The sequence below is a fragment of the Luteimonas sp. 3794 genome, assembly GCF_031456825.1.
Taxonomy (GTDB): domain Bacteria; phylum Pseudomonadota; class Gammaproteobacteria; order Xanthomonadales; family Xanthomonadaceae; genus Luteimonas.
This window is the reverse complement of sequence record NZ_JAVDVJ010000006.1, coordinates 110,794-137,661: the sequence shown is the minus strand read 5'-3', so window position 1 is coordinate 137,661 and position 26,868 is coordinate 110,794. Positions and strand designations below refer to the sequence as shown.

At 69.2% G+C, this 26,868-nt stretch carries 24 protein-coding genes; 9 read left to right on the top strand and 15 right to left on the bottom strand.

Annotated elements, in window-relative coordinates; genetic code table 11:
* Position 1: 1 nt before the first annotated feature.
* Entirely contained in the window at positions 2 to 1,063 is a 1,062-nt protein-coding gene (locus J2X52_RS10715; protein ID WP_310152787.1) for an NADH:flavin oxidoreductase/NADH oxidase, read from the bottom strand.
* 90 nt (positions 1,064 to 1,153) lie between these two features.
* Positions 1,154 to 1,747: a signal peptidase I gene (lepB, locus tag J2X52_RS10710; RefSeq protein WP_310152783.1), complete on the bottom strand. Its 594-nt coding sequence runs from the start codon at positions 1,745 to 1,747 to the stop codon at positions 1,154 to 1,156.
* On the opposite strand from lepB, the gene tilS reads away from it, so the two are divergent.
* Genes tilS through J2X52_RS10695 form a run of 3 tightly spaced genes read left to right on the top strand, consistent with a single transcriptional unit; the run spans position 1,746 to position 4,248 of the window.
* Positions 1,746 to 3,074, top strand: a complete 1,329-nt coding sequence (gene tilS / locus J2X52_RS10705; protein ID WP_310152780.1) for a tRNA lysidine(34) synthetase TilS — start codon at positions 1,746 to 1,748, stop codon at positions 3,072 to 3,074. The two genes, lepB and tilS, sit on opposite strands and share 2 nt — an antisense overlap.
* Before the next feature lie 9 nt (positions 3,075 to 3,083).
* Complete coding sequence (locus J2X52_RS10700) at positions 3,084 to 3,356, top strand: exodeoxyribonuclease VII small subunit (RefSeq protein WP_310152777.1); 273 nt, start codon at positions 3,084 to 3,086, stop codon at positions 3,354 to 3,356.
* Complete coding sequence (locus tag J2X52_RS10695; protein ID WP_310152972.1) at positions 3,349 to 4,248, top strand: farnesyl diphosphate synthase; 900 nt, start codon at positions 3,349 to 3,351, stop codon at positions 4,246 to 4,248. Before J2X52_RS10700 ends, J2X52_RS10695 begins: the two co-directional genes overlap by 8 nt.
* Before the next feature lie 39 nt (positions 4,249 to 4,287).
* On the opposite strand, the gene J2X52_RS10690 is transcribed toward J2X52_RS10695, so the two are convergent.
* The 3 genes from J2X52_RS10690 to pmbA form a co-directional block, all read right to left on the bottom strand.
* Positions 4,288 to 4,734 (bottom strand): DUF4870 domain-containing protein, encoded by a 447-nt coding sequence (locus J2X52_RS10690; protein WP_310152774.1) that lies wholly within the window; start codon positions 4,732 to 4,734, stop codon positions 4,288 to 4,290.
* A 150-nt stretch (positions 4,735 to 4,884) separates the two neighbouring features.
* The gene (locus J2X52_RS10685) at positions 4,885 to 5,295 is read right to left on the bottom strand and encodes a DUF4870 domain-containing protein (RefSeq protein ID WP_310152772.1); all 411 of its coding nucleotides are present in this window, start codon (positions 5,293 to 5,295) and stop codon (positions 4,885 to 4,887) included.
* 90 nt (positions 5,296 to 5,385) lie between these two features.
* Complete coding sequence (pmbA, locus tag J2X52_RS10680; protein WP_310152768.1) at positions 5,386 to 6,768, bottom strand: metalloprotease PmbA; 1,383 nt, start codon at positions 6,766 to 6,768, stop codon at positions 5,386 to 5,388.
* A 23-nt stretch (positions 6,769 to 6,791) separates the two neighbouring features.
* On the opposite strand from pmbA, the gene yjgA reads away from it, so the two are divergent.
* Positions 6,792 to 7,400, top strand: a complete 609-nt coding sequence (gene yjgA / locus J2X52_RS10675; protein WP_310152765.1) for a ribosome biogenesis factor YjgA — start codon at positions 6,792 to 6,794, stop codon at positions 7,398 to 7,400.
* A gap of 103 nt (positions 7,401 to 7,503) precedes the next feature.
* Here the strand turns inward: yjgA and tldD are convergent, their stop codons facing one another.
* From tldD to J2X52_RS10655, 4 genes are all read right to left on the bottom strand, one after another.
* On the bottom strand, positions 7,504 to 8,967 hold the full coding sequence (gene tldD / locus J2X52_RS10670; RefSeq protein WP_310152762.1) for a metalloprotease TldD: 1,464 nt from the start codon (positions 8,965 to 8,967) through the stop codon (positions 7,504 to 7,506).
* A gap of 61 nt (positions 8,968 to 9,028) precedes the next feature.
* Positions 9,029 to 12,907, bottom strand: a complete 3,879-nt coding sequence (locus J2X52_RS10665; protein ID WP_310152760.1) for a YhdP family protein — start codon at positions 12,905 to 12,907, stop codon at positions 9,029 to 9,031.
* A 51-nt stretch (positions 12,908 to 12,958) separates the two neighbouring features.
* Entirely contained in the window at positions 12,959 to 14,479 is a 1,521-nt protein-coding gene (gene rng, locus J2X52_RS10660; protein ID WP_310152970.1) for a ribonuclease G, read from the bottom strand.
* A gap of 7 nt (positions 14,480 to 14,486) precedes the next feature.
* Positions 14,487 to 15,086 carry a Maf family nucleotide pyrophosphatase gene (locus tag J2X52_RS10655; RefSeq protein ID WP_310152757.1) on the bottom strand — a complete coding sequence of 200 codons (600 nt, stop codon included), beginning with the start codon at positions 15,084 to 15,086 and terminating at the stop codon, positions 14,487 to 14,489.
* Between the two features lie 119 nt (positions 15,087 to 15,205).
* Here J2X52_RS10655 and J2X52_RS10650 point away from each other — a divergent pair, with 119 nt between their 5' ends.
* The 3 genes from J2X52_RS10650 (at position 15,206) to J2X52_RS10640 (ending at position 17,200) form a co-directional block, all read left to right on the top strand.
* Complete coding sequence (locus J2X52_RS10650; protein ID WP_310152966.1) at positions 15,206 to 15,937, top strand: SIMPL domain-containing protein; 732 nt, start codon at positions 15,206 to 15,208, stop codon at positions 15,935 to 15,937.
* A 1-nt stretch (position 15,938) separates the two neighbouring features.
* Positions 15,939 to 16,112, top strand: a complete 174-nt coding sequence (locus tag J2X52_RS10645) for a hypothetical protein (RefSeq protein ID WP_310152751.1) — start codon at positions 15,939 to 15,941, stop codon at positions 16,110 to 16,112.
* A gap of 422 nt (positions 16,113 to 16,534) precedes the next feature.
* Entirely contained in the window at positions 16,535 to 17,200 is a 666-nt protein-coding gene (locus J2X52_RS10640) for an energy transducer TonB (protein ID WP_310152749.1), read from the top strand.
* 311 nt (positions 17,201 to 17,511) lie between these two features.
* On the opposite strand, the gene rlmH is transcribed toward J2X52_RS10640, so the two are convergent.
* The 6 genes from rlmH to leuS all read right to left on the bottom strand — a co-directional run bounded on the left by rlmH (position 17,512) and on the right by leuS (position 23,561).
* The gene (gene rlmH, locus J2X52_RS10635; protein ID WP_310152746.1) at positions 17,512 to 17,982 is read right to left on the bottom strand and encodes a 23S rRNA (pseudouridine(1915)-N(3))-methyltransferase RlmH; all 471 of its coding nucleotides are present in this window, start codon (positions 17,980 to 17,982) and stop codon (positions 17,512 to 17,514) included.
* A gap of 39 nt (positions 17,983 to 18,021) precedes the next feature.
* On the bottom strand, positions 18,022 to 18,435 hold the full coding sequence (gene rsfS / locus J2X52_RS10630; protein WP_310152743.1) for a ribosome silencing factor: 414 nt from the start codon (positions 18,433 to 18,435) through the stop codon (positions 18,022 to 18,024).
* A 28-nt stretch (positions 18,436 to 18,463) separates the two neighbouring features.
* Entirely contained in the window at positions 18,464 to 19,123 is a 660-nt protein-coding gene (gene nadD, locus J2X52_RS10625; protein ID WP_310152740.1) for a nicotinate-nucleotide adenylyltransferase, read from the bottom strand.
* Between the two features lie 9 nt (positions 19,124 to 19,132).
* Entirely contained in the window at positions 19,133 to 20,179 is a 1,047-nt protein-coding gene (holA, locus tag J2X52_RS10620) for a DNA polymerase III subunit delta (RefSeq protein WP_310152738.1), read from the bottom strand.
* A gap of 31 nt (positions 20,180 to 20,210) precedes the next feature.
* A complete protein-coding gene (lptE, locus tag J2X52_RS10615; RefSeq protein ID WP_310152735.1) occupies positions 20,211 to 20,738 on the bottom strand; it encodes an LPS assembly lipoprotein LptE in 528 nt (175 codons plus the stop codon).
* A 66-nt stretch (positions 20,739 to 20,804) separates the two neighbouring features.
* Entirely contained in the window at positions 20,805 to 23,561 is a 2,757-nt protein-coding gene (leuS, locus tag J2X52_RS10610) for a leucine--tRNA ligase (protein WP_310152733.1), read from the bottom strand.
* Positions 23,562 to 23,752: 191 nt separating this feature from the next.
* Here leuS and J2X52_RS10605 point away from each other — a divergent pair, with 191 nt between their 5' ends.
* Positions 23,753 to 25,432 carry a diguanylate cyclase gene (locus tag J2X52_RS10605; RefSeq protein ID WP_310152730.1) on the top strand — a complete coding sequence of 560 codons (1,680 nt, stop codon included), beginning with the start codon at positions 23,753 to 23,755 and terminating at the stop codon, positions 25,430 to 25,432.
* Between the two features lie 60 nt (positions 25,433 to 25,492).
* Positions 25,493 to 26,836: an amidohydrolase family protein gene (locus J2X52_RS10600; protein ID WP_310152727.1), complete on the top strand. Its 1,344-nt coding sequence runs from the start codon at positions 25,493 to 25,495 to the stop codon at positions 26,834 to 26,836.
* The last annotated feature ends 32 nt before the right edge of the window (positions 26,837 to 26,868 follow it).

The window sequence follows — 26,868 nt, the reverse complement described above, 5'->3', positions numbered from 1 at the left end:
CTCACCACGCGCGCAGGTACTGGTCCGGCGTCTCGATCTCAGCGCCCAGCTCGCGCGCCGCGCGCCGCGGAAAATAGGGATCGCGCAACAGTTCGCGCGCCAGCAGCACGAGGTCGGCATCGCCGTCGGCGACAATGCGCTCGGCCTGCGCCGGCGTCGTGATCAACCCCACCGCACCTGTGGCCATACCCACCTCCTCACGGATGCGCCGCGCGAACGGCACCTGGTAGTCCGGCACGGCGTCGATCGACTGCAGTGGCGACAGGCCACCGCTCGAGGTGTCGACGAGATCCACCCCGCGCGCTTTCAGCAGACGCGCCAGTTCGATGCTCTCCTCGATCTCCCAACCGCCTTCGACCCAGTCGCTCGCCGAGATGCGCACCCACAGCGGCAGGCGCTCGGGCCAGACGCCGCGCACCGCATCGACGACATCGAGCACCACGCGCACGCGATTGTCGAAATTGCCGCCCCAGGCGTCGTCGCGCGTGTTCGACAGCGGCGACAGGAACTGGTGCAGCAGATAGCCGTGCGCGGCATGCAGCTCGGCGACCTCGAAGCCTGCCTCCAATGCGCGCACCGTGCTCGCGCGAAAATCGTCGACGACCTGCGCAATGCCGGCCGCATCGAGCGCCTGCGGCGCCGGGTAGTCCGCGTTGTAGGCCAGCGCCGAAGGCGCCACGACCTGCCAGCCGCCATCGGCCAACGGCACGGCGCTGCGCCCCAGCCAGGGTGCGAACGTGCTGGCCTTGCGCCCGGCATGCGCCAGCTGGACCGCAGGCACAGCGCCCTGCGCGCGGATGAAGCGCGCGATCGGCGCCCACGCCTCCAGTTGCGCGTCGTTCCAGATGCCGGCGTCCTGGGGCGAGATCCGGCCTTCGGGCGACACCGCGCAGGCCTCGGTCATCACAAGTCCTGCGCCGCCAACCGCGCGACTGCCCAGGTGCACCAGATGCCAGTCATCCGGCACACCATCGACAGACGCGTACTGGCACATCGGCGAGACCGCGATGCGATTGCGCAGTGTCAGATCGCGCTGACGGAACGGGGTGAACAGAACGGACATGCGTGGGGTTCCTGCGAATTCGATCCACGACTGTAGGCCGATCGCATGCGTGCGACGATCGCATGGCCGGATCGCAGCATCGCGTCCGACTCAGTCGACGCCGACGACCCGGGCGACCAGTCTGTCGACCGCAACGAATCCGAACAGCCGACCGTCGTGGCTGTTGTCGCGGTTGTCGCCGAGCAGCAGTACGTGACCCAGCGGCACCCTGCGCCCTTCCATCCACACGGAATAACTCTGCGTTAGGTTGCCGGGCGCCACGTAGTCCTCGACCACCTCCCGGCCATCGACCTGCAGGCTTCCGTCGACGATCGCGACCTGTTCCCCGGGCAAGCCCACGACACGCTGTAGCCAGCGATTGCCGTCCACGGGCGAGACAAACACCACCAGATCGCCACGCGCAGGTACGCGTCGTCGATAGGGCCCGGCACGCGCGATCACGACCTGACCGGGCGTCAACGCAGGCGCCATCGCTGCGGACGGCACCCGGTAAAGCGCATGGCCGAGCACACGTTCCCGCGGATCCCAGCCCTGTGCGCCGAACGGATTCAACAGGTAAGACCCGACCAACAGCAGGCCCACGGTGATCGCGAGCCCGACCAGTCCACGCACCCACCACGATTCCCTGCGCAGCATCCAATCGCCCCATTCACCGCCCAGGTTGCAGGGATACCATGCCGCCATGCAGATCGAACTGCCGGCCCCCGAACTCCCTGACGCGATGCAAGGCCGTCTGTTTGTCGGCTACAGCGGCGGGCTTGATTCCAGCGTGCTGCTGCACGTACTCGCGCATACACCTGCGCTGCGTGCGCGTGACCTGCGCGTCCTTCATGTCCACCATGGCCTGCACGCCGACGCCGACGACTGGGCGGCGCACTGCGTCGCCACCTGCGCGCGCCTCCACGTGCCGTGCAGCGTGATCCATGTGGAGGTGCCGCGTGATAGCGGAGGGGGCCTCGAAGCCGCAGCGCGCGGCGCGCGATATACCGCATTCGCCGGCCAGCTCGAACCGGGTGATGTGCTCGCCCTCGCCCATCACCGGGACGACCAGGCCGAAACCGTGCTGCTGCGTGCGCTGCGCGCCTCGGGGCCGGACGGGCTGGCGGCGATGCGTCCGCTGCGTCCGCTCCCGAACGGCTGGCTGTGGCGGCCGCTGTTGGCGCTGCCACGTGCGCAACTGCACGCCTATGCACAGGCGCACGCGCTGCATTGGATCGAAGACCCGAGCAACGCAGCCATCGAGGCCGACCGCAACTTTCTGCGCAATCGTGTGCTGCCGTTGCTGCGCACGCGCTGGCCACAGGCGGACGCCGCGCTGGCGACGGTCGCCACCTTGCAGGCGGACACCAGCGCACTGCTGACCGTGGGCGACGACGAGGCGCTGGCGGCCGCGCGAACACGCGATCCGGCCGTGCTTCGACTCGACACGCTGCGCGCGCTTCCCGCCGCGCGGCGCGCACGCGTGCTGCGTCGCTGGACCGAAGTCCTGCAGATGCCGCCGCTGCCGGCACGCGCGGTCGACTGGTGCAACGCCGATCTCGAAGCCGGCCGCGTGGATCGCGTGCCCTGCTTCGACTGGGCCGGCCATCGCCTGCAACGCTGGCGCAGCCTGCTGCAGGCAGGCCCGATCCGGGCGCCATTGGGCTCGACGTTCATCGCGCACTGGGACGGGCGCGCGCCGCTGCATCTGCCCGATGGTGGCCTGCTGCGGCTGGACGGCCCAGCCGATGGTGTCGACTGGACCGTGCGTGCCCGCCAGGGTGGTGAACGCATCCGCCTGCCCGGCCGTGCGCATTCGCACGCACTCAAGCATGTGCTGCAGGCGCTCGGCGTGCCGCCGTGGATCCGCGCCCAGCTGCCTGTACTGGCCGATACCGAAGGTCGCGTGCTGGCAGCGGGAAATCTCGCCTTCGACACAGGCTTCGAGGCCTGGTTGCGCGGGGGCGATCGGCAGCTGCACTGGTTACCGCCTGGCGCGATGCACACGGCCCCCGACGCGCCGATCGCTTAAAATGCGCGCATGCCGAAGAAACCCGCTGCCGCCGAAACCAGTCCCGTCGCCGACTTCGAAAACGCCCTGACCCAGCTCGAGACGCTGGTCGAGCGGATGGAGGGCGGTGAACTGAGCCTCGAAGACTCGCTGGGCGCCTACGAACGCGGCGTCGGCTTGTACCGGCGCTGCCAGCAGGCGCTCGAGGATGCCGAGCTGCGGGTCAAGCTGCTCAGCGATCCCGCATCGCCCGAGCGCGCGCAGCCGTTCGGCGAAGCCGCCGTCGATGACCCCGATGCCTGATCCGGCGGTCGAAACCGCCGCACTGCTCGACACCTGGCGCGCGCGCACCGACGCCACGCTGCAGCAGGCACTCGACTCCGTCGCCGACGGCGAACCGCGGCTGCACGCGGCGATGGGGCACGCGGTGCTGCTGGGCGGCAAACGCATGCGCCCGTTGCTGGTCCATGCGACCGCATACGCCTTCGGCGCCCCCGCAGGCGCCGCCGACGCCGCCGCCGCGGCGGTCGAACTGGTACACGCCTATTCGCTGGTCCACGACGATCTGCCGGCAATGGACGACGACGCCCTGCGCCGCGGCCAGCCGACCGTGCATGTCGCCTTCGACGAAGCCACCGCGATCCTGGCCGGCGATGCGCTGCAGACGCTTGCGTTCTCGCTGCTCGCCGAATCGCCGCTCGCTGCCGAGGTGCGTCTGGAGATGGTCGCGACCCTCGCCCGCGCATCGGGCGCGAACGGCATGTGCGGTGGCCAGGCGCTCGACCTGGCGGCGACCGGCGATGGCAGCTCGATCGGCGTGGCCGCACTCGAACGCCTGCATGCGATGAAGACCGGCGCCCTGCTCCGCGCGGCGGTCGCGCTGGGCGCACTCACGGCAGGCGTCGATGCGCAGACGCGCGCGCGTCTGGACGATTTCGCCAATGCACTGGGCCTGGCCTTCCAGATCCGCGACGACCTGCTCGACATCGAAGGCGACAGCGCGACGCTCGGCAAGACCGCTGGCAAGGACGTTGCCCAGGACAAGGCGACCTTCCCTGCGCTGATCGGCGTCGAGGCCTCGCGCGCGCGGCTCGATGGGCTGGCCGCACGCATGCGCGATGCACTCGCGCCGTTCGGCGAGACCGTTGCCCCGCTGGCCGCGCTTGGCCGCCGGGCGATTGAGCGCGATCACTGAGCTGCGGGCGCGGCCACGCACGCGCCCGCAGGATGGCGGCTAGCCGCCGAAGAACCGGATCGTCAGTGGATGCACATAGTGCTCGCCGTTCAAGGCGCGCACCGCGGCGACGATGCTGCTGATCAGCCACAGCATCGCCAGTCCGCCGGCCGCGATGGCAAGCAGCAGGCCTGCGGGCAGCGTGACGATCGCGCCGATACCCAGCGTCAGCACGGTGGCACCGAGCAGACCGATGGCCGCGACTACGATCGCGCAGGCGTACAGACACATGCTCAGGTGGAAGTTCAACGCCTCGCGCGCGTGCGCGGCGACAAAGGCGTCGCTCTCGCGCTTGAGCAGATACACCATCCCGGCAACGAGCGCGCCGGCCACGCCCGAGATCCAGCTCGTCAGCAGGGCGAGCACCAGCGCGCCCAGATGCATGGCCGCTGCCCAGTGGCGGCTGTCGCTGGCCGGCAGCGTCTGCGGAAAGGATGCGGTCTGCATGGATGGCCTCCGTTCGTGGATCGTGAGGCCAGCGTGCCCATCCGCCGCGCCTGGCGCCAGGCGCGGAGGTCACCCGGACTTCCGGCACCCTAAACGCGACAGGCCCCGGCGCGGACGCCGGGGCCTGTGCGGTGCCGCTGGACGGATCGCTTACTTGATCAGGCGCAGCGCGAAGGGATACCGGTACGCCACACCTTCATTCGCCTTCATCCCGCCAATGATCGTCAGCACCAGCCAGGCGATGCCGATCAGGATCGACAGCGGGAAAGTCAGCACCGCGCCGAGGCCGAAGGTCACCAGGGTGATCAGCAGCATCACGACGGCCACGATCAGCAGGGTGATGTTGAAGTTGAGCGCCTCGCGCGCCTGGTCGGCGGCGAAGGGCATGGTGTCCTTCTTGATCAACCAGATCACCAGCGGGCCGACGATGTTGCCGACACCGCCGGTAAACAAGCCGGTCAGCGCGGAGAGATGGCCGAACAGGCCCCACTGGCGTTCTTCCGAGGAAGCGACGCCGGCAGGGGGAGGCGATGCAGTGGTGTACTTGTCGAACTCGCTCATGCGGGACGCCTTATGTTGTGTGGAAGGATCAGGCCGTGGCCTTGCGGCGCACTGTTCAGGGATGCGGGGCCACCGTCAAGTGCAGGAACGTCAGTCGCCGCCGGCAACGGTCATGCGGCCGAGCAGAATCGAGCCAGTGCGCACATGCGAACGCGGGTCGATGTCGCTGCCGACAGCTTCGATACTGGCGAACATCTGTTTCAGATTGCCGGCGATGGTGATGCCGTCGACCGCGTGGCGGATCTCGCCGCCCTCGACCCAGAAACCCGAAGCGCCGCGCGAGTAATCGCCGGTCACTGCATTGACGCCCTGCCCCATCAGGCCGGTGACCAGCAGGCCGCGATCCATGCCGCGCAGCAGGTCCTGCAGACCGCCCGCGTTGGCGGGAATCTCCAGGTTGTGCACGCCGCCGGCATTGCCGGTGCTCTGCAGGCCGAGCTTGCGCGCCGAATAGCTGCCGAGCACATAACGCTGCAGCACGCCGTCGTCGATCAGCGGCGATTCGCGCGTGGCAACCCCTTCGGCGTCATAGGCCGAGGACTGGAAACCGCGCGAGAGGAACGGGCGCTCGAAGATGCGGAACCAGTCGGGAAACAGCTGCGTGCCGACGCTGTCGAGCAGGAAGCTCGCGCGGCGGTACAGCGCACCGCCGGATACCGCGCCCAGCAGGTGGCCGATCAGCGAACGCGCGACTTCGGCCTGGAACAGCACCGGATAGCTGCCGGTCGCGAGCGGCCGCGGGTCCAGACGCGCGAGTGTGCGCTCGGCCGCGCGGCGACCGATCGAGGCCGGCGTATCCAGATCGGACTGCGCCAGCGCCACGCTGTACCAGCCCTCGCGCTGCATGTGCTCGCCCTCGCCCGCGATCAGCGCGCAGCCGATGCTGTGGTGGCTGCCGCGCTCGGCGCCGACGAAGCCGTGGCTGTTGGCGTAGACGCTCAGGCCCTTCGAGGTACTGACCGAGGCGCCATCGGAATTGGCAATCCGCGGGTCGGCATCGCGACCGGCCGCCTCGCAGGCCAGCGCGAGATCCACCGCGGCGTCCGCCTCCAGTGCCCAGGGATGCCAGGCGTCGTACTCGTCGAAGCGGCCATCCGGGCCGGGACGCGCCATCAGGTCGGCGTCGGCGAGGCCGGACGCTTCATCGTCTTCGGTGAAGCGCGCGATCGCGCAGGCCTGGTCGACGGTCGCGGCGAGGCTGTCCTCGCGCAGATCGGCGGTACTGGCGGTGCCCTTGCGCTTGCCGAAATAGACCGTCACGCCGATGCCGCGGTCGCGCGTGGACTCGACGGTTTCGACCTCGCCCATGCGCACATTGACGCTCAGCCCCGCGTCTTCCGAGCACGACACCTCGGCCTGGGTGGCGCCGGCGGCGCGGCAGCGGTCGAGCAGGCGCTGCGACAGCGCGGCCAATGCGTCGAGGCGGACGGCCGAATCGTCGGCCGAATGAACGTCGATCAAGGCGTGGGACATGGGCAATGACTTATCCTGTTGCAATGAGAGGCATAAACGAAGAATCGGGTGAGTACCTGGGCCCCAGCCGCAAGCAGAACCGGCGCGAAGCGCTGGAAGTGCTGTCGCTGGCCGACGACCTGGCCGGACTGTCCGAAAACCAGCTGGGCAAACTGCCCATTCCCGAAGGTCTGCTGACGCACATCGCCGATGCGCGGCGCATCACCTCGCACATCGCGCGCAAGCGCCAGCTGGCGTTTCTGGCCAAGCAGATGCGCCGCGAGAGCGACGAGACGCTGGAAGCGATCCGCGACGCGATGGATGCCGGCGGCACCGCCGCACGCGTCGAGACCGCCCAGTTGCACCGCGCCGAAGCCTGGCGCACGCGCCTGCTCGACGACGGCGACGTGGCACTGGCCGAACTGCTCGATGCGTACCCGGAGGCCGATCGCCAGCGCCTGCGCCAGCTGGTGCGCAATGCACTGGCCGAGCGCGCGAAGAACAAGCCGCCGGCCGCGTTCCGCGAACTCTTCCGCGAGCTGCGCGGCGTGTTCGCAGCGGCATCGCTGGCGGCGGGCGAAGACGCTGCGGCCGAGGAAGCGCGTCTGGAAGACGAAGCCGACGAACCCGGCAACGGCGACGACGCCCCCTGAGTTTGATCTGCCGTCATTCCGGCCTGCGCGGGAATGACGGCGCGGTCAGGGCGCAGTCTCAGGCCGCTCCGGATCCCGAAATCCCGATCCCGCATGCCGGCTCTCAAGCCTGCGTGCCGCCGACGGTCAGTTGGTCGATCAGCAGATGCGGCTGGCCCACGCCGACCGGCACGCTCTGCCCGTCCTTGCCGCAAACGCCGATGCCTTCGTCCAGCGCCATATCGTGGCCGATCATGCGCACGCGCTGCATCGTCTCCGGGCCGTTGCCGATCAACGTGGCGCCCTTGACCGGCGCGGTGATCTTCCCGTCCTCGATCAGATAGGCCTCGGTCGCCGAGAACACGTACTTGCCGTTGGTGATGTCGACCTGGCCGCCGCCGAAATTCACCGCGTACAGGCCCTTCTTGACCGAGCGGATCATGTCCTGCGGATCGTCCTGGCCCGCCAGCATGTAGGTATTGGTCATGCGCGGCATCACCAGGTGCGCGAACGACTCGCGGCGGCCGTTGCCGGTCGGCGCGACGCCCATCAGACGCGCGTTGAGCGTGTCCTGCATGTAACCGGTCAGCACGCCATCCTCGATCAGCGTTGTGCAGTGGGTCGGCGTGCCTTCGTCGTCGATGTTGAGCGAGCCGCGGCGACCAGCGAGCGTCCCGTCGTCGACGATGGTCACGCCTTTCGACGCGACGCGCTGGCCGAGGCGACCCGCATACGTGCTGGTGCCCTTGCGCGCGAAATCGCCTTCGAGGCCGTGGCCGACCGCCTCATGCAGCAGCACGCCCGGCCAGCCGGCGCCGAGCACGATCGGCATGGTGCCGGCCGGCGCATCGATCGCTTCGAGGTTCACCAGCGCCTGGCGCAGCGCCTCCCGCGCGAAACGCTCCGGCTTGCCGTCGCCCAGCAGCTCTTCGTACGAGTAACGCCCGCCGTAGCCTGAGTAGCCGGATTCGCGGCGACCGTTGTGCTCCACCAGCACCTGGATGTTGAGGCGCACGAGCGGACGCACGTCTCCGGCGAGCACGCCGTCGCTGCGCGCCACCAGCACGGTGTCGACGCCGCCCGACAGGCTGACCATCACCTGCTGCACGCGCGGATCTGCGGCGCGCAGCATGCGGTCGACGCGGCGCAGCGCTTCGACCTTCGCCTCGCTGCCCAGCGCGTCGATCGGATCCTGCGCCGGATACAGGTCGTGGGCACGGGTGCGCGCCAGCGCGAGCGGCGCATGTGCGCGGCCATCGCGCGCGATCGCACGCGCCGACTGCGCCGCGGCCAGCAACGCGGCCGCATCAATGTCGTCGGAGTAGGCGAAACCGGTCTTTTCACCGCTGATGGCGCGCACGCCGACGCCCTGTTCGATCGCGTGCGAACCGCTCTTGACGATGCCGTCCTCGACCGCCCAGCTTTCGCGACGCGAATGCTGGAAATACAGGTCACCAAAATCGATGCCGGGACCGAGCAAGGCGGAGAACGCGCGATCGAGACCGGATGTGTCGAGACCTGCAGGCAGCAGCAGGCGGGATTCGGCCAGCGCGAGCGCGCCGCCGGAGGAAACGGGGGATTCGGACATCCAACAAGTGTGGGGGCAAAGCTGCCGATGGCAAGCCGGACGCGATTCCGCGCGCTTGGACTCAGTCCGCCGACTGCGGCCGCGTCGAGGGCGCACTCACTGGTGCCGCTGCGTCGCGTCTCTCCACCACATCCACTTTCGGATCCTGCCATGGACCGCTGACGTGATAGTTGCGCGCGCCCATCTCGGCCAGCGGCTTGCGCAGCACTGCGTTCGCGACCGCGCCCACCGCCACGCCCACCGGCCCCAGGGTCAACGCACCGACTGCGGGCAGCAGGTTGCCGGTCTTGGGCAGCACCTCGATGTCCTGGTCATAGGTGCGTGCAACGAGATCGGCACTGCCGCGGATGCGGATTTCGGCGGCCGGCCCGTCGATGACGAGGTTGTCGCCACGCGCGACACCGTTGCCAAAGCGGATCTCGCCGGCGATGCGGTTGAAGCCGAAGCCCTTGCTGAAGAAGTCGCGGAAATCGAGCGTCAGACGCCTGGGCAGTTCGGCGACGCTGAGCAGGCCTAGCACGCGTCCGGCGCCCGGCTCCACCTCGACCAGTTGCCCGTCGCGCAGCGCCAGACTCATCGAGCCCTCCAGTTGGGCGACTTGGAACGCATTCGGCGCGCCCGGCCAGGCGGCGTCGAAATCCACGCGCCCCTGACCGCCGACGATGCTGCCGGCAAAGCCGAGCCCTGAGGCGAGCCGGCCGAAATTTTCGCTTTCCACGTCGGCCTGGAACGCAGTGCGTGCTGCAGCGCCGCGGCCGGTCCAGCGGCCGGTCACGTCGATGCGGTGGTCGGGCCCGCGAACCTGCAGCCGGTTGACCGCCAGGCCGCCCGGAATACGCTGCGAGGACGCGTCGACACGGCCGAGCACCACCGCGCCGTAACGCAGGTCGTCGATCGCAAGCCGGATCGGCGGCACCGATGCGGGGTTAAGCGCGTCGTCGGCCGGAGGTGACGCGGGGACGCCGGCGATCGCGGGGGTAGCAGGCGTGGCGTTCGCCGCGGCGTCCAACTTCGGCGCGGGCGCTGGCCAGTGCAGACGCTGCAGCGCGATCGCGAGCGGGGCGTCTTCGGTGTCCGGGATGCGTACATCGCCGGCCAGAGCGGCGCCGTCGAGACGCAGATCGGTGCCATCGGCGCGGCGCGCGGCGGTGATCCGCGTCTGGCCAAGACGCCCGCCGGCCAGGCGCAGGTCCGCCGTGGTGACATCGACCTGCTGCAGCGCCAGGCCGTCACCCTCGCCGCCGCCCATCAGGCCGATCCAGTCGAGCACGTCGACCACCGGCGTGCGGCCGAAAACGACGATGCCGGCAGCCGGGGCGGCGCTGTCGACCCGCGCGCGCCCCATGTCGACACGGATGCCCGCACGTGCGCCGCTGGTGCGCGCGCGCAGCGCGAGACGATCGCCAAAGCCGACCAGGACATCGCCGGTCCCGAAGGGCAGCGGCGCCTCGATGGTGGTGCGCAGCGCGCGCGCCGCCGGCTTGTCGAGGGGAGCCGGTAGCCGCAGCGTGGTGCCGATGAGGTCGGAGCGCAGCAGCAGGTGCGCAGCGGGCGCGCCGTTCGCTGCAGGCGCGTCGGGGACGGCGACCTGGACCTGCCAGGGAGCACGGCCACCGACATGCCGGCGCAGCCAGGCCAGATCGGGCGCGCGCGCCAGCAGTGCGCTGGCATCGAGCGGCATGTCGAGTTCGCCTTCGAAGGCGTTGGCGCGCTGGCGCACGTGCCCGGCTCCGGCGCGCAAGGCGAGCGTGCCGCCCTGCCCGTCCTGCTGAGCCTCGAGCGCGTCGGCGTGAAAGCCCGACTGGTCGAAGGTCACCCGGCCGCGGACATGATCGAAGGCGAGGTCGAAACGCGACTCGCGCATCGCAACGCCTTCCAGCGCCACCTCGCCATCGAGCTGCATCGGCGCGTGACGGGGCACCGCAACCGACACCGCAGCGTGCGTCGGCCCCGTAACGTCCAGTGCGTCGAGCGTCTCGGCGTGCGCGGCCTGGAACGGGCTCTGCCGCAGCAACGCAAGCAACTGCGTCGCGTCGGCATGCGCGGTGGCCCCGGCTTCGACCGGACTCTGTCCGTAATTGCGGATCCCGGCAACGACATCGCGCAGCGGAACGCCGGCCAGCTCGCCAGTCGAAGGCTCGAGTCGGAACCCGTCGTTGATGAAACGGATATGGCCGCCGAGCTTCGTCATCGCCGGCCACTCGTCCTGGAAGCGGATCGTCGCGTCGGCGATATCGCCCTCGGCGAAGAACACCCCGCGGCGGTCCTTACCCTCTTCGACGCCGAACGGCCAGTCGTCGAGATCGCCGGCGACGATGCCGCGGCCGTTGCGCACCATGCCCGCGACCAGCGCCATGTCCAGCCATTCACGCGCCGCCGCCGACATCGTGTGACGGACCCAGAACTTCTTCGCCACCGGAATCTGGGCCGCATCGACATCCGCCGCCAGATCGAGCCGCGGTCGCGTGCTGTCGCCTTCGAACGACAGTCCGCCGCGCGCATCGGCGGCGTAGCCGTCGCCTTCCACGCGCAGGCCGGGCGTCTGGATGCGCCACGCGTCGCCGTCGCGCCAGCCCGCGATCTCGCCATCGAGTCGCAGCGGATGCGGCACACCGAAGCCGGTCGGCCAGTCGAACACCAGCCGCGCGTCGGGATCAGCACGGAACACCACGCCCTGCCCGTCGCCGACCAGTGTGCCGCCAAGGCCATGCAGGCCAGGTCGGTCATCGACCGGCGAGAAGCCGAAATCCTCGATCCGCGCCGACACCCGCACCGGGCCGTCCGCGCGTGCAGCGAACGCGACGTCGGCCAGCACCGCGTGCGGCGTCGCTGCCTGCAGCCAGGCGCGCAGCGACGGCGATACGCCATCACCGAGCGCCGCGAGCGCGATCAGCGGTGCCACCTCGACCCGCTCGGCATGCATCGCCCACTGCTGGCCGCCTGCGAGCACAAGCCCGTCAAGGACCTGCTCGCGCCCGAGCTGCGTGACCCGCAGCGTTGGTGCATCGAGACGCCATTCGTTGTCGGCATGCGTCCAGCGCAGACGCGCATGTGCGCCCTCGAAGGCCACCGTCGGTGCGTCGATGGCGGCCTGCGCCACATCGCTGGCGCGCTGCAGCGAGAGTGCGTCGAGTTCGACATCACCGGTGATCGCTTCAACGCGGCGCGCGCGCAGATCGATCCACGCCGTCACCCGGCCATGGCCTGCGCGGATCGCGACCCCGCTGGGCGCCAGCAACGGCGACCACAGTTGCAGATCGTTGCGCGGCATCGCGACGTAGGCGCGGCCATCACCCTGCGCGCGCAGCAGCTCCAGGCGCAGGTCCAGCGGCGTGCCATCGACGTCCACCCAGGCCCGCGCCGCCGCGCGTACACGGCGACGGTCGACCTGCATGCGCAGATCCACACGCGGCAGCGTGTGTGCCAGCCCCAGGGATGGCGCATCGATGGTCAGCCGCGCATCGACCACTTGCAGTTCACCCAAGCCCTGCAGGGCATCGAGCGGATCCTCTTCCGCATGTGCGGCGCCCGGCAGACCCCGCACCTGCCAGCTGCCGTCGTCATTGCGCTGCAGCGTCAGCTCGATGCCGTGCAGCCGCAGTTCGGTCAGCGAGCGGCCCGGCAGCAGCCCCGAATACTGGGCGACCTGGATCTCGGCGGTGCCGATCGGCACCGCGGCTGCGGGGTCGCCGATGCGCAGGCCGGTCACGCGCAACAAGGGGCCGCGCCGCGTCCACGAGGCGTCCAGCGTGTCGAACGCGACCGGGCGCCCGGCGCGTTCGCCAAGCCAGGACGCGACCGTCTGCGGATTGCGCTCCAGCCACGGCAACGCGAACTGCGCGACTGCGACCGCCACCAGCGCCATCGTCACCAGCACAGCGGCGAGCAGATACCAGGCGCTGCGGCGCGCGCGTTGCAGGCGGGCCGTCCAGGCACTCATGCGGGCGCCCGACCGCCGGAGGCAGGGAGCGCGAGCCGCCGATGCTGGCGGTCAGAGCAGCACAACGTCGAACTGTTCCTGCAGGTACTGGTCGTCGGACTGGAAGCGGATCGACTTGCCGAGAAATTCCTCCAGCTCGACAACAGCCGCCGATTCCTCGTCGGTGATTGTCGACACGACCTTGGGCGAGGCGATCACCAGCAGGCGCTCGGCCTCGAACTGGCGCACCGCGCGCACGATCTCGCGGAAGATCTCGTAGGTCACGGTCTCAATCGTCTTCACGATGCCGCGCCCGTTGCAGGCCGTACAGGTCTCGCCGAGCTGACGCTCCAGACTCTCGACCGTGCGCTTGCGGGTCATCTCGACCAGGCCCAACGGCGAGAAGTCGTAGACCGTGGTCTTGGCGTGGTCCTTGGCCAGCGACTTCTCCAGCGTGCGCAGCACCTGGCGCTTGTGTTCCGGGTCCACCATGTCGATGAAGTCGATGATGATGATGCCGCCCAGGTTGCGTAGCCGCAGCTGGCGCGCGACCGCCTGGGCGGCCTCGAGGTTGGTGCGGTACACGGTCTCCTCGAGATTGCGCTGGCCCAGGAACGAGCCGGTGTTGACGTCGACCGTCGTCATCGCCTCGGTCTGGTCGATCACCAGATACCCGCCGGATTTCAGCGGCACGTCCTTCTTGAGCGCGCGCTGGATCTCGTCCTCCACGCCGTACAGATCGAAGATCGGCCGCGTCCCGGTGTAGCACTCGATGCGATCGACCAGGCGCGCCTGCTCGGCCGGACCCGGCGCCGGCAGGTACTGCGCCGCGAAGATGCAGAGCTTTTCGTAGGTGTCGCGGGAATCCACCTTGACCTTGTCGACATCGCGGCGCATCAGGTCGCGGACCGCGCGCATCGGCAGCGTCAGGTCTTCGTAGACCCGTGCACCCACGCGCGAATCGCCCGTGGTATGACCGATCAACGCCCACGCGCGCTGCAGGTAGGCGATGTCCTCGGCCAGCGCCTCGGCGCTCTGGCCCTCGGCATTGGTGCGCACGATGTAGCCGTGACCACCGGTCGCGGCAGCGAGTTCGGAGACGAGCGTCTTCAGCCGGGTGCGCTCGGCATCGTCTTCGATCCGCGCCGACACGCCGACCACGCGCGACTGCGGTAACAGCACCAGGTAACGCGACGGGATGCTGATCTGCGTGGTCACGCGCGCACCCTTGGTGCCGATGGGATCCTTGACCACCTGCACCACGATGTCCTGCCCGTCGCGCAACAGTTCGCTCACCGGCAGCGTGGGCGAGGCCGGCGGGAACACGCCATCGCCCCCGCCTTCGCCGTCGTTGCCGGCCTGCGGCGGACGCATCACGTCGTTGGCATGCAGGAACGCGGCGCGCTCCAGGCCGATGTCGACGAACGCGGCCTGCATGCCCGGCATCACCCGCTGCACCTTGCCCTTGTAGATGTTGCCGACCACGCCACGACGCCAGCCACGTTCGATGTGCAGTTCCTGCAACATGCCGTTCTCGACCACTGCCACGCGCGTCTCGCGCGGGGTCACGTTGATCAGGATCTCTTCCGACATGTCCGGGTCAGGCCTTGTGGTCATTGGCGGCGAAGGGCCGCGGTTGCATTCCGAAGGACCGCAACAGCGCCGCTGTCTGCTGCAGCGGCAGTCCGATCACGCCCGAATGGCTGCCCGCCATGCGGACCACGAACAGTTCGGCGCCGCCCTGGATGGCATAGGCGCCCGCCTTGCCGCGCGGCTCCCCGCTGGCGACATAGGCCGCGACGGTGTCCGCATCCAGCGTGTCGAACGTGACGTCGGTGACCACAGTGACCCCGGCCTGCCGTCCAGCGGCAGCCAGCACCACGGCGGAGATCACCTGGTGCGTGCGCCCGGAGAGGATCTGCAGCATCCGCGTCGCATCGGCGTCGTCCCGCGGCTTGCCGAACACCACCCCGTCGAGGACGACTTCGGTATCGGCGCCGAGGACAACGGCATCCTGCACCTCACCCACCGCGTGCAGCCCGGCACGCGCCTTGTCGGCAGCGACACGCAACACATAATCGTCAGCGGACTCGCCGACGGCCTGGACCTCGGGCACGTCGACATCCACCCGCCCGAAGGGCAGGCCGAGACGGGCCAACAGATCGCGACGGCGGGGAGATTGCGAAGCAAGATGCAGCATCGCGCAAGGATACCGTGCGGGCGCCGCCCGACCGCCGGCTGAACCGGCGTGACCCCGGTCGGGCTCACGACCCGTTCACCGGAGCGCGCCAACCCTTGTTCATCTCAACGGAGCTTCGCATGCACCTCATCCCCCGCCCCCTGCTGCTCGCCTGCGGCCTCGCCCTTGGAACCCTGACGATGACGGCCAGCGCCCAGCCCGCCACGCACCATGCAATGCCGAGCGACGGCACCCTGCTGTCGATCTCGGCGCAGGCGGATGCCAGCCGTGCGCCCGACATTGCCACCCTGTCGACCGGCGTCGTGACCCAGGCAGGCGATGCCAATGCGACGATGCGCGCCAACGCCGAGCAGATGGCTACATTGATAGCCGCGATCAAGGCGGCGGGCATCGCCGATCGCGACGTGCAGACATCGGGTATCAACCTGAGCCCGCAGTACCGCTACGCAGAGAACCAGCCACCCGCGATCACCGGCTATCAGGCCAGCAACACGGTCAATCTGAAAGTCCGCGACATCGGCAAGCTGGGACAGGTGCTCGACGCGCTGGTCAGCAGCGGTGCCAACCAGATCAACGGCCCGACCTTCGAAATCGAGGACGCCGAGGGCGTGCAGGACCTGGCGCGCGCCGAGGCGCTGAAGAAGGCGCAGCAACGCGCCGAGGTCTACGCAGCTTCGCTGGGCATGCGGGTGCGCCGCATCGTCAGCATCAGCGAGGGCGGCGGTTTTCCGCAGCCGAGGCCGATGATCGCGATGCGCGCCATGGAACAGGACAGCATGGGGACCTCGGTTTCACCCGGCGAAACCACGCTGTCGGCCAATCTCGACGTTGTTTTCGAACTGGGACGCTGACATGAGCCACAACAGGACCACCTCCGAGCCGCCGACCCGGCCCGACCAGAATCCCGGCTATTCGGAGAAGAACCCCAACGACAAGGGCGACGCCCAGCAGCCGGCCGACACCGGCGAGCGCAATCCGGACGAAGGCGGTCTCGACCGCGAACCGGAGAGCATGCCGGACGATTGAGTCTGCGCAGTCCAAAGCACCGACGGGGCCCGCCATGTGCGGGCCCCGTCGTATCCGGGTGTGAATGGAGCGGGATCGATCGCGTGGTGTCAGCGTCACCACGGCTTGTCGATTTTGGGGCGCTGCCCCTGCCCATCCGGCGAAAGCACCGCTCGCGCACTGAGCCACCCGCATCAGGGCAGAGCGCAGTGAAATCTCTTGGCTGTGATCAGCGCTGCAACGCACCGCCAAGCCCGCATCGGCCTCCGTTCGTCGGGACGCGCTTGCCGAACCACCGCAATCGGCGCAGGTTCGATGCGAACGATGCGACGGCGCGGCTGGCCATCGACCCCATGGCCACCGCTGCCACGTTGACGCTTCCACGGGCCATCCGGCCCGCACACAGGAGGTGGTGCATGGTGCTGCAGCCCATTGGTCCCCGCATGCGCGGACCCGTCCACGAACCGTCGCGTCCCGATGCCGTGCGCATCGTCGGACTCAGCGGCACCCTGGCCCTCAACGCAATGTTGTTCATGGTCCTGCTGGTGCCGGCCAGTCGCGATGCGCTCGATTACGCCCTGCCCGAGCGTAAGCAAGAATTCGAGTGGATCACCCCGCCCGTGCCGAAGCCCGAATTGCCGCCCGAACGTGTCGAGGTGGTGCCACCGCGCAGCGCGCCGTCACCGGTCGTGCCAAAACAGACGGCGCCCCGGATCGCGCCGGTCGACGCCGCGGTCGTCGTCGATGCCGGAACCCTGCCCGCCCTGCCGACCGTCGAAGGCCCGCCGATCGACGCCGCGCCGGCCACGATCGACACCACGCCGATGTCCGGCATCGCCCTGCAGTACGCGAACGCGCCGGCACCCGACTATCCACGCGCGGCATTGATCGCCGGTGCCGAGGGCGTGGTGCTGCTCGAAATCCATGTCGGCTCCGATGGCCGCCCGCTCGACGTGCGCCTGTACCGCAGCAGCGGCAACCGCGAACTCGACCGCGCCGCGATCCGCCACGTGCAGCGGCACTGGACGTTCCAGCCGGCGATGCGCGATGGCGTGCCGGTGGAGGCGATCGGACTGGTGCCGATCGCGTTCAATCTGTCGCGAGGATAAGACGCGCCCGCGCCTAGTCCGATTCGCATCGTGTTCCAGCGAGCGGGCACCGAGCACCTCTCCCTCAGGGAGAGGTCGACGCGCTTCCCGTCGGGTGAGGGCTGGGGTCGGAGGAATACCGAATGGGGATCTTCTTCCAAGGGGGTAAGAAATAAACAAACCACTGCCCGTCATTGCGGCGGCTTTCAACCGGCGCGTGTCTGGTCAAGCCGGAATGACACTTTGATATGTCGCGGGACCCACCCCACGCAAGCCGCCTCCAGAACCAGCGCCTCCGATCAATCAGATCGAAGCGCGGCAACTCCCAAGCTCTACGCCCGGTGATACGGATGATTCGCCAGCATCGCCGCGGCTCGATACACCTGCTCGGCCAGCACCAGACGCACCAGCATGTGCGGCAACGTCAACGGTCCGAGCGACCAGCGCTCGTCGGCGCGTGCAAGGACCTCCGGCGCGTGGCCTTCCGGTCCGCCGATCAGGAATGCGAGATCCCGCCCCTGCATGCGCCAGTGCTCCAGACGCTGTGCGAGGTCTTCAGAGGAATGCAGACGGCCGCGGCCGTCGAGCGCGACCACCAGCGCATCGCGCGGAATCGCGGCCAGTACGCGCGCGCCCTCGTCGGTCATCGCGCGCACGGTGTCGCGGCCCTTGCCGCGCAGACCGGGCTCGACTTCGATCAGATCCAGCGGCAGCCAGTGCGACAACCGCTTGCGGTACTCGGCGAAACCCTCGGCCACCCACGCGGGGGCGCGCTCGCCGACGGCGATCAGTTTCGCTTTCATGTCGGCTGTCGTCCCGGCGAACGTGCCGGGACACCGCGATCAGGCATCGCGACGCGGGCCGCGCTCGTCTTCCGGCGGCTGGTCGCCGACGGTCCACAGACGCTCGAGCGCATAGAACTCGCGCACGCGCGGCAGCATCACGTGGACGATGACGTCGCCCAGATCGACCAGCACCCACTCGGCCTCGCGCTCGCCCTCGACGCCCAGCGGCTGGCAGCCGAGCTTCTTGGCGTGCTTGACGACTTCGTCGGCGATCGACTTCACGTGCCGGCTGGACGTGCCCGACGCGATGACCATGAAATCGCAGACGCTGCTGCGGCCACGCACGTCGATATCGATGACGTCGACGGCCTTGATTTCTGCGACGGCGGCGCGGGCCACTTCCAGCAGCGCATCCGGGGACGGCGGCGGCTCGGGCAGGCGGGTCTTGATGACGTGTGCGGGATTGGACAAAGGTCTGGCTCGGAAAGTGCGGCGGAAATTATAGCGGAGCGCGGGCCGCCGCCCCGTACAAGCCCTTCTCGTGGATGAATGCGGCCACGCGTGGCGGCAGGCAGTCTGCGGTCGAGTCGCCTGCGGCGAGCCGCGTGCGCACCGCGGTTGCCGAGACGTGCGACAGCGGCTGATGCAGGCGCAACACCCGTCCTGCGGGCTGCGCTTGCAGATCGGCGGCCTGGGGGGTCCAGCGATCCTGCAACGCATCGGCGAGTCCGGCCGGCAGCTGCGCGTCGAGCGCACTGCCCGGCCGCTCGGCCACCACCAGATGCGCAAGCGCGAACAGGTCGCGCCACCGGTGCCAGCCCGGCAAGCCGAGCAAACTGTCCGCGCCAACCAGCCAGGCCAGCGGCTTCGAGGGGCCGAGTTCGTCGCGCAGTTCGGCCAGCGTGTCGACGGTGTAGCTGCGGCCCTGGCGTTCCAGTTCGCGGTGGTCGAGCACGAGGCCCTGCACGCCCTCGATCGCCAGCGCGACCATCGCCGCCCGCGTCGCGCCATCGGCGCCGGGCGGCGCGCGGTGCGGCGGATCGCCGGCCGGCATCAGGTGCACGGCGCAGTCCAGCGCATCACGCGCGGCGCACGCGATCGCCAGGTGTCCGAAGTGGATCGGATCGAAGGTGCCGCCGTAGACGAGGTGCAGCGCCATCGCGGCCGGTCAGGCGGCCAACAGGGCGCCCGCGCGCGCGTCGGCCACGGCCACCAGCAGGCGCTCGAGCGCGAGCCAACCGTCGACGGGATCCACGCCCCAGCGGCCGCGGCCCTTGGCGATACGGTCGACTCGTCCGGCTTCAGCGACGAAACGCACCCAGCGCGCCTCGGGGTGGCGCTGCAGCGCGCGCCGATAGCCCGCCTGGCGGGCGTCCCAGATGCGCTGGGCCTTGAATTCATTGGCCATGTTGCCGCCGCGGGCCTGCACCTGCGCCAGCTGCGCGGCGCGCGCAAGCTCCATGACCACCATGCCCATCAGCGCCGGAATCGCCGCGCCCTCGGCGCGCAGGCCAGCCAGCATGCGCACGACCTGCGCCGGCTGGCCGTTGAGCGTGGCATCGAGCAGGCGGAATACGTCGAAACGCGCGGCATCGGCGACCAGTGCCTGCATACGCGGCCCGTCGAGCGTGCTGCCGTCGGCCAGCAGCGCCAGCTTGTCGACTTCCTGCGCGGCGGCCAGCAGATTGCCGTCGACGCGCTCGGCCAACTGCTGCACGGCGGCACGGTCGGCCAGCACGTTGCGGCTGCGCAGGCGTGCCTCGATCCAGCTTTCGAGTTCGTGCGGCTTGACCTGCCAGGCGACGACGAGATGGCCGATGCCGGTGATCGCTTCGCTCCACTTGCCGCCATGCTGCCGGCTCCACTCGCCGCCGGTGACCAGCAGGGTGACGTCGGATGGCGGATCGGCGCAGAAGCCGCTGATGACCGCAGCGCCCTCCTTGCCGGGTTTGGTCGTCGGCAGGCGGATTTCGACCAGACGTCGCGACGCGAACAGGCTCGGCGCGCGGAACGTGGCCTCGACCGCGTTCCAGTCGATGTCGCGGCCTTCGGGTTCGAACACTTCGCGCTCGGCGACGCCCTGCGCGCGCGCGGCGGCACGTACGGCATCCGCCGCTTCGAGCACACGCAGTGGTTCGGGACCGGCAATCAGATAGGCCGGGCGCAGCGGCTCGCGGGCCAGTTGCGCAACCAGGCGTTCGGGCGTCAGTTCCACGACAACGGCGAGCCGGTGGCGAGCGCCCGCATCACTCGGCCGAGCGGAGCTGCGGGTTGCGGAACACCGCGTCGATACGACGGATGATCGAGGCGGTCATCTCGCGCTCCATTTCACGCGACAGCAGTTCACGCTCGGAATCGGCGCCGATCGAATCAGCTGGTGGCGCGAGGTAATCGCGGGACAGCTCGATGGCCTGCTGCGGCACGATGTCGCGCCCGTCTGCATCGCGCATCGAGAACACCACCGCATAGCGCAGCGTGTATTCCTGGGCGCGGCCCTGGGCGTCGAGGCTGGCCGGCAATGCGGCCCAGCGCTCGGACTGGATGTTGAGCGTCGCGACATCGGTCGCGTCGGAATCGGCGATCTCCGCGCCGGCCGCCGCCAGCGCGCGCTCGACCGAGCGGGCCAGACGGCTGTAGGGATCGCTGGACACGATGTCGACCGGGCCGAGGTTCGGCGGCAGCGTCAGCGCATTGCGCAGATGGAAGCCGCAGGCCGACAGCATCACGAGGGCGATGAGGGCAAGAGGCAGGAAAACCGGTCGTAGGGTGCGCATGGGCGGAGTCTGGACGAGGGGGACAGGGGCGGCAAGCGCCGCGCACGGCGCGCGGCGAGGCCGGGTTCAGCCGGCGACGATGTTGACGATCTTGCCGGGCACGACGATGACCTTGCGCACCGTCAGCTCGCCGAGGAACTTCGCGACATTCGGCTCGTTGAGCGCTATCGCCTCGATCGCGTCCTTGGGCAGGTCGACGGCGACATCGATCGTGCCGCGCAGCTTGCCGTTGACCTGGATCGCCAGCGTCACCGTGTCGCGTTGCAGCGCGGCCGGATCGGCCTGCGGGAAGGCCTGGTCCTCGAGCAGCGTTTCCGCATGACCCAGCACCTGCCACAGCGTGTGCGCGATGTGCGGGGTGATCGGGTTGAGCAGCAGCACGAGGGTCTCGAACGTCTCCTGGCGCAACGCGCGCGCATTCGCATCCATCTCGTCGAACTTGCCGACATGGTTCAGCAGCTCCATCACCGCAGCGATCGCGGTGTTGAAGCTGTGGCGGCGCCCGTAGTCGTCGCCGACCTTCTGGATCGCCTCGTGCAGCTGGCGCCGCAGGGTCTTCTGCGCGGGCGTGGCCGCAGCGATATCGAACGTGCCGGCGTCCCCGCCCTGCACATGCTTCTGCACCTGGTTCCACAGGCGACGCAGGAAGCGCGACATGCCCTCGACGCCGGCCTCGTTCCACTCCAGCGACTGCTCGGGCGGGGCTGCGAACATCGAGAACAGGCGCACGGTGTCGGCGCCGTACTTGCCGATCATCGACTGCGGGTCGACGCCGTTGTTCTTCGACTTCGACATCTTCTCGGTGCCGCCGATCGAGACCGGCTGGCCGTCGAGCTTCGAGGTGGCGCCGGTGATCCGGCCCTTGTCGTCGCGGACGATCTCGACGTCGGCCGGGTTGATCCAGTCCTTGCTGCCGTTCTCCAGCTCCCGATAGAACGTGTCGGCGATGACCATGCCCTGGGTCAGCAGGTTGATCACCGGCTCGTCGCTGCGCACCAGGCCTTCGTCGCGCATCAGGCGGTGGTAGAAGCGGAAATACAGCAGGTGCAGGATCGCGTGCTCGATGCCGCCGATGTACTGGTCGACCGGCGTCCAGTAGTCGGCGCGTTCGTCGACCATATCGGCCGCGCCCGGCGAGGTGTAGCGCGCGGTGTACCAGCTCGACTCCATGAAGGTGTCGAAGGTGTCGGTCTCGCGCTCGGCCGCGCCGCCGCAGGTCGGGCACGTGGTCTTGCGCCACTCGGGGTTCGACTTGATCGGCGACTGCACGACGCCGGGGTTCGCGAATGCGTCCTCGACATCCTCGGGCAGCAGCACCGGCAACTGGTCTTCCGGCACCGGCACCGCGCCGCAGGCGTCGCAGTAGATCACCGGGATCGGACAGCCCCAGTAGCGCTGGCGGCTGACGCCCCAGTCGCGCAGGCGAAAGTTGACCTTGCGGTTGCCGCGACCTTCGGATTCGAAGCGCGACACAAGCGCATCGAGCGCCTGCTGGAAATCGAGCCCGTCGAACTCGCCGGAATTCACCAGCCAGCCGCGATCTGTGTACGCGCCTTCTTCCGCGATGCGTCGTTCGAAGTCCTGCACGACCTGCACGGCGGCGCCCGTGTCGTACACATCGAGCGCTGCACCGCTACCCAGGGCCGAGCGCATCGGATCGGCGCCGCTGCGGCGGTCACGGCCGATTTCCTGCAGCGCATCGCGGACCTCGTCCGGCACGACGACCATCTTGATCGGCAGGCCGTAGGCCTTGGCGAACTCCCAGTCGCGCTGGTCGTGGCCGGGCACGGCCATGACCGCGCCGGTGCCGTAACCCATCAGCACGAAGTTGGCGACCCAGACCGGGATCTCTTCGCCGGTAACCGGATGGATCGCGCGCAGGCCGGTGTCCATGCCGCGCTTGACCTGGGTTTCCAGCTCGGCTTCGGACACGCCGCCGCGGCGCAGGTCGGCGATGAACTCGGCGAGGTCCGGATCGCGTTCGGCCGCGCGAACGGCAAGCGGATGCTCGGCGGCGACCGACACGAAGGTCACGCCCATCAGCGTGTCGGGGCGCGTGGTGTAGACAGCGAGCTTGTCGTCGCTGCCCACCACGTCGAACGAGAATTCCAGGCCCTCGCTGCGCCCGATCCAGTTGCGCTGCATGGTCTTGACCGACTCCGGCCAGCCGCCCAGCGTGTCCAGGCCGTCGAGCAGCTCCTGCGCATACGCGGTGATCTTGAGGAACCACTGCGGAATCTCGCGCTTCTCCACCAGCGCGCCCGAGCGCCAGCCGCGACCGTCGATGACCTGCTCGTTGGCGAGCACGGTCTGGTCAACCGGGTCCCAGTTGACGACCGCGTTGCGGCGGTAGGCCAGGCCCTTCTTCATCAACCGCACGAACATGCGCTGCTCGTGGACGTAGTAGTCCGGCGCGCAGGTCGCGAACTCGCGGCTCCAGTCGATCGCATAGCCCAGCGACTGCAGCTGGCCGCGCATGTGGTCGATGTTGGCGTAGGTCCACTTGGCCGGCGCGGTCGCGTTCTTGATCGCGGCGTTCTCGGCCGGCAGGCCGAACGCGTCCCAGCCCATCGGCTGCAGCACGTTCTTGCCCGTCATCCGCTGGTAGCGACTGATGACGTCGCTGAGCGTGTAGTTGCGCACGTGGCCCATGTGCAGCGCGCCCGACGGATACGGCAGCATCGACAGGCAGTAGTACTTCGGCTTGTCGGCCCGCTCGGTGACCTCGAACGCGCGGGTCGAGGTCCAGAACCGCTGGGCGTCGGATTCCACCGGAGTGGGCTGGTAGGCGTTGGGATCGACGACGACGGGTTCGCTGGACACGGGACGCTGCTTGCTGCGGAACGGTCGGGAAGCCTACCGCAGCGCCGTTGCTGCCGCCATTCGAACCGCGCTGCAGGGCGCGCCGCAGGCCGGCGTGGCGTGACGGGGGCTAGAATCGCGCCCAGAATCGCCCCAGCGCCATCGAGCACGCCCGTTTGCCCGCATCCCGTTCCAGGTGGTCCCCCTACCGCGTGCCCGCCTTCGCGATCGCGCTGCTGTTGCTGTTGGGCGTGGGCATCGCCAGCGTCTGGGGCGTGTCCAGCCTGCGCAGCAGCAACGCCTGGATCGGACACACCTACGAGGTGATCAACCGGCTCGAGATCGCCGAGCGCGCAATCCGAAGCACCGAAGCCAACGCGCGCGCCTACCGCCTGACCGGGCATCCGGAATTCCGCAGCCAGTACCTGATTGCAACGCATCAGGTCGAGGTGGCCCATGAGGCCCTGGGCGCGGCGATCCGCGAGGATCCGCAACAGGACGCGCGGGCCGCACAGATGCACGCCTCGGCCCATGCGCACCTGGCCGAATTGCGCAGGCTGTTCGACCTGCAGGAACTCCGGGGCGCCGAAGCCGCGCGCGAGGCCACCGACCCGGCGCTCACCCTGCAACAATGGAAAGACTTCGACGCCGTGGCGTCGGAGATGCGGCGCGAGGAACTGCGGCTGCTGGCGCTGCGCAAGGCGCGCAGTGACCGCGATGCGAGCCTGCTGATCTTCATCGTCGTGCTGGGCATGCTGCTGTCGGGCGCGCTGATGGTGACGCTGATGGTCAACGTGACCCGCGAGAACCGACGCGCGCGCAGGCTGGAACTCGAAGCACGCGGCGCAGCGCACGAGATGGCCTTGAGCATGGTCCAGGTGGAACAGCTGTGGAAGCAGCGCCACGAACTTGCGCGCTACTCGGGTCTGCTGCAGAGCTGCCAGACCCTCGAGGAGATCGTGCAGCTGTCGATCACGACCATCCGCCGCCTGCTGCCGGGCGCCAGCGGCCGCATCTATCTCAACCGCGCTTCGCAGAACTTCCATGACAGCGTCGCCAGCTTCGGGGACCGACTGGTCAGCAGCGCCGATTCGCTGTTGCCGGGCGACTGCTGGGCCCTGCGCCGCGGGCAGTCCCATGTGGTGACGGGCGAGGAAGATCTGCAGGTGACGTGCGCGCACCTTGATCCCGGCGCGCCGCCGCCCGGCGTCACCGCCTTCTGTCTGCCGCTCGCCGCGCAGGGCACATCGATCGGGCTGCTGCATGTCAGTGGGGCGACCGAGGCGATGGCCCAGGGGTCGGCGCTCGATGAACTCTTCGGCCAGCTCGCGGAACAGTTGGGCCTGGCGATCGCCAACCTGCAGTTGCGCGAGACCCTGCGCACCCAGTCGCTGCGCGACCCGCTGACCGGCCTGTTCAACCGCCGCTATCTCGAAGAGAGTTTCGTCCGCGAGTTGCAGCGCTGCGACCGCCGCCGCCTGCCACTGTCGGTGCTGATGCTGGATGTCGATCACTTCAAGCGTTTCAACGACACCTTCGGCCACGCCGCCGGGGATGCGCTGCTGGGACAGGTCGGCCGGCAGATCCAGGCCGGCGTTCGCGCCGAGGACATCGCCTGCCGCTATGGCGGCGAGGAATTCACCGTCGTGCTGCCGGAACTCGACGCCGCCGGCGCGCTCGCGCGCGCCGAGCAGATCCGTCGCGCGGTCGAAGTGGCGACCGTCCAGCATCTGGGCCAGCAGCTCGGTCCGGTGACGATGTCGATCGGGATCGCAACTTTTCCGCTCGACGGCCAGACCCCGGAAGTGCTGTTGCAGATGGCCGACGCCACGCTGTATCGCGCCAAGGCCGAAGGGCGCAACCGGGTGCTGCACGCGTCCTACAAGGACTGAGCGCCCGCGCGGCGCGTGCGCGTGCTTCAATCCGGGACCGCCGCCGCTCCGGAGTTCCGCATGGCCCCTCGCCCCGTTGTTCGCATCCTTGCCCGTCCGTCGCTGGCACTGCTCGCCGCGACCCTGCTGCTGCCTGCCGGTGCGAGCGCCGCGGCGCAGACAGCCGTGCATTGCGAGCGTCTGTTCGACGCGCGCAGTGGCCGCGTGCTGGGTGAGCACACGATCCTGGTCGAAGACGGCAGGATTCTCGAGGTGATTCCGGGCCGCGCCAAACTGCAGGACGGCGTGGACTCGATCGTGCTCGGCGACCGGACGTGCTCGCCCGGCTGGACCGATCTGCACGTGCACCTCGGCTCGCAGTCGAGCCCGGCGAGTTACTCCGAAGGCTTCCGTCTCGATCCGGTGGACTACGCGTTCCGCGCGGTCGGATACGCCGAAAAAACCCTGTCGGCCGGCTTCACCACGGTGCGCGATCTCGGCGGTGAAGTCAGCCCGCATCTGCGCGATGCCATCAACCAGGGCCTGGTGCCGGGACCGCGGATCTTCGCCGCCGGCAAATCGATCGCGACGACCGGCGGCCATGCCGATCCGAGCAACGGCTACAACTCGATGCTCTCGCACCTGATGGGTCCGCCCGGCCCGACCGAGGGCGTGATCAATTCCGTCGACGATGCGCGCCAGGCCGTGCGCCAGCGCTACAAGGAAGGCAGCGACGTCATCAAGATCACCGCCACCGGTGGCGTGCTGAGCTACGCGCGCAGTGGTGATGCACCGCAGTTCACCGTCGACGAAGTGCAGGCGATCGTCGACACCGCGAAGGACTACGGCTACCGCGTCGCCGCGCACGCGCACGGCACCGAAGGCATGAAGCGCGCGGTGCTCGCCGGCGTGACCAGCATCGAGCACGGCACGCACATGGACGACGAGGTCATGCGGCTGATGAAGCAGCGCGGCACCTGGTACGTGCCGACGATCTACGCCGGCCGCTTCGTCGCTGACAAGGCCAAGGAGCCGGGTTATTTTCCCGAAGTCGTGCGTCCGAAGGCGGCGACGATCGGCGCGCAGATCCAGGACACCGCCGCGCGCGCGTATCGGGCCGGCGTGCCGATCGCATTCGGCACCGACCAGGGCGTCGGCCCGCATGGCGACAATGCACGCGAATTCCTCTACATGGTCGAGGCCGGCATTCCGGCGGCGTACGCGCTGCAGTCGGCGACGCTGCACGCGGCGACCGTGCTCGGCGTCGACGACCAGGGCGTCATCGAACCCGGAAAGCGCGCAGACATCATCGCGATGCCGGGCGATCCGGTCGCCGATATCAATGCGGTGATGGGCGTCGATTTCGTCATGGCGGCAGGCCGTGTGCATCGAACGCCGGACGGCCACGGCAGCGCGGACGATTGAGCCAGCGCAGGGGTCTCCCTGTAGGAGCGCGC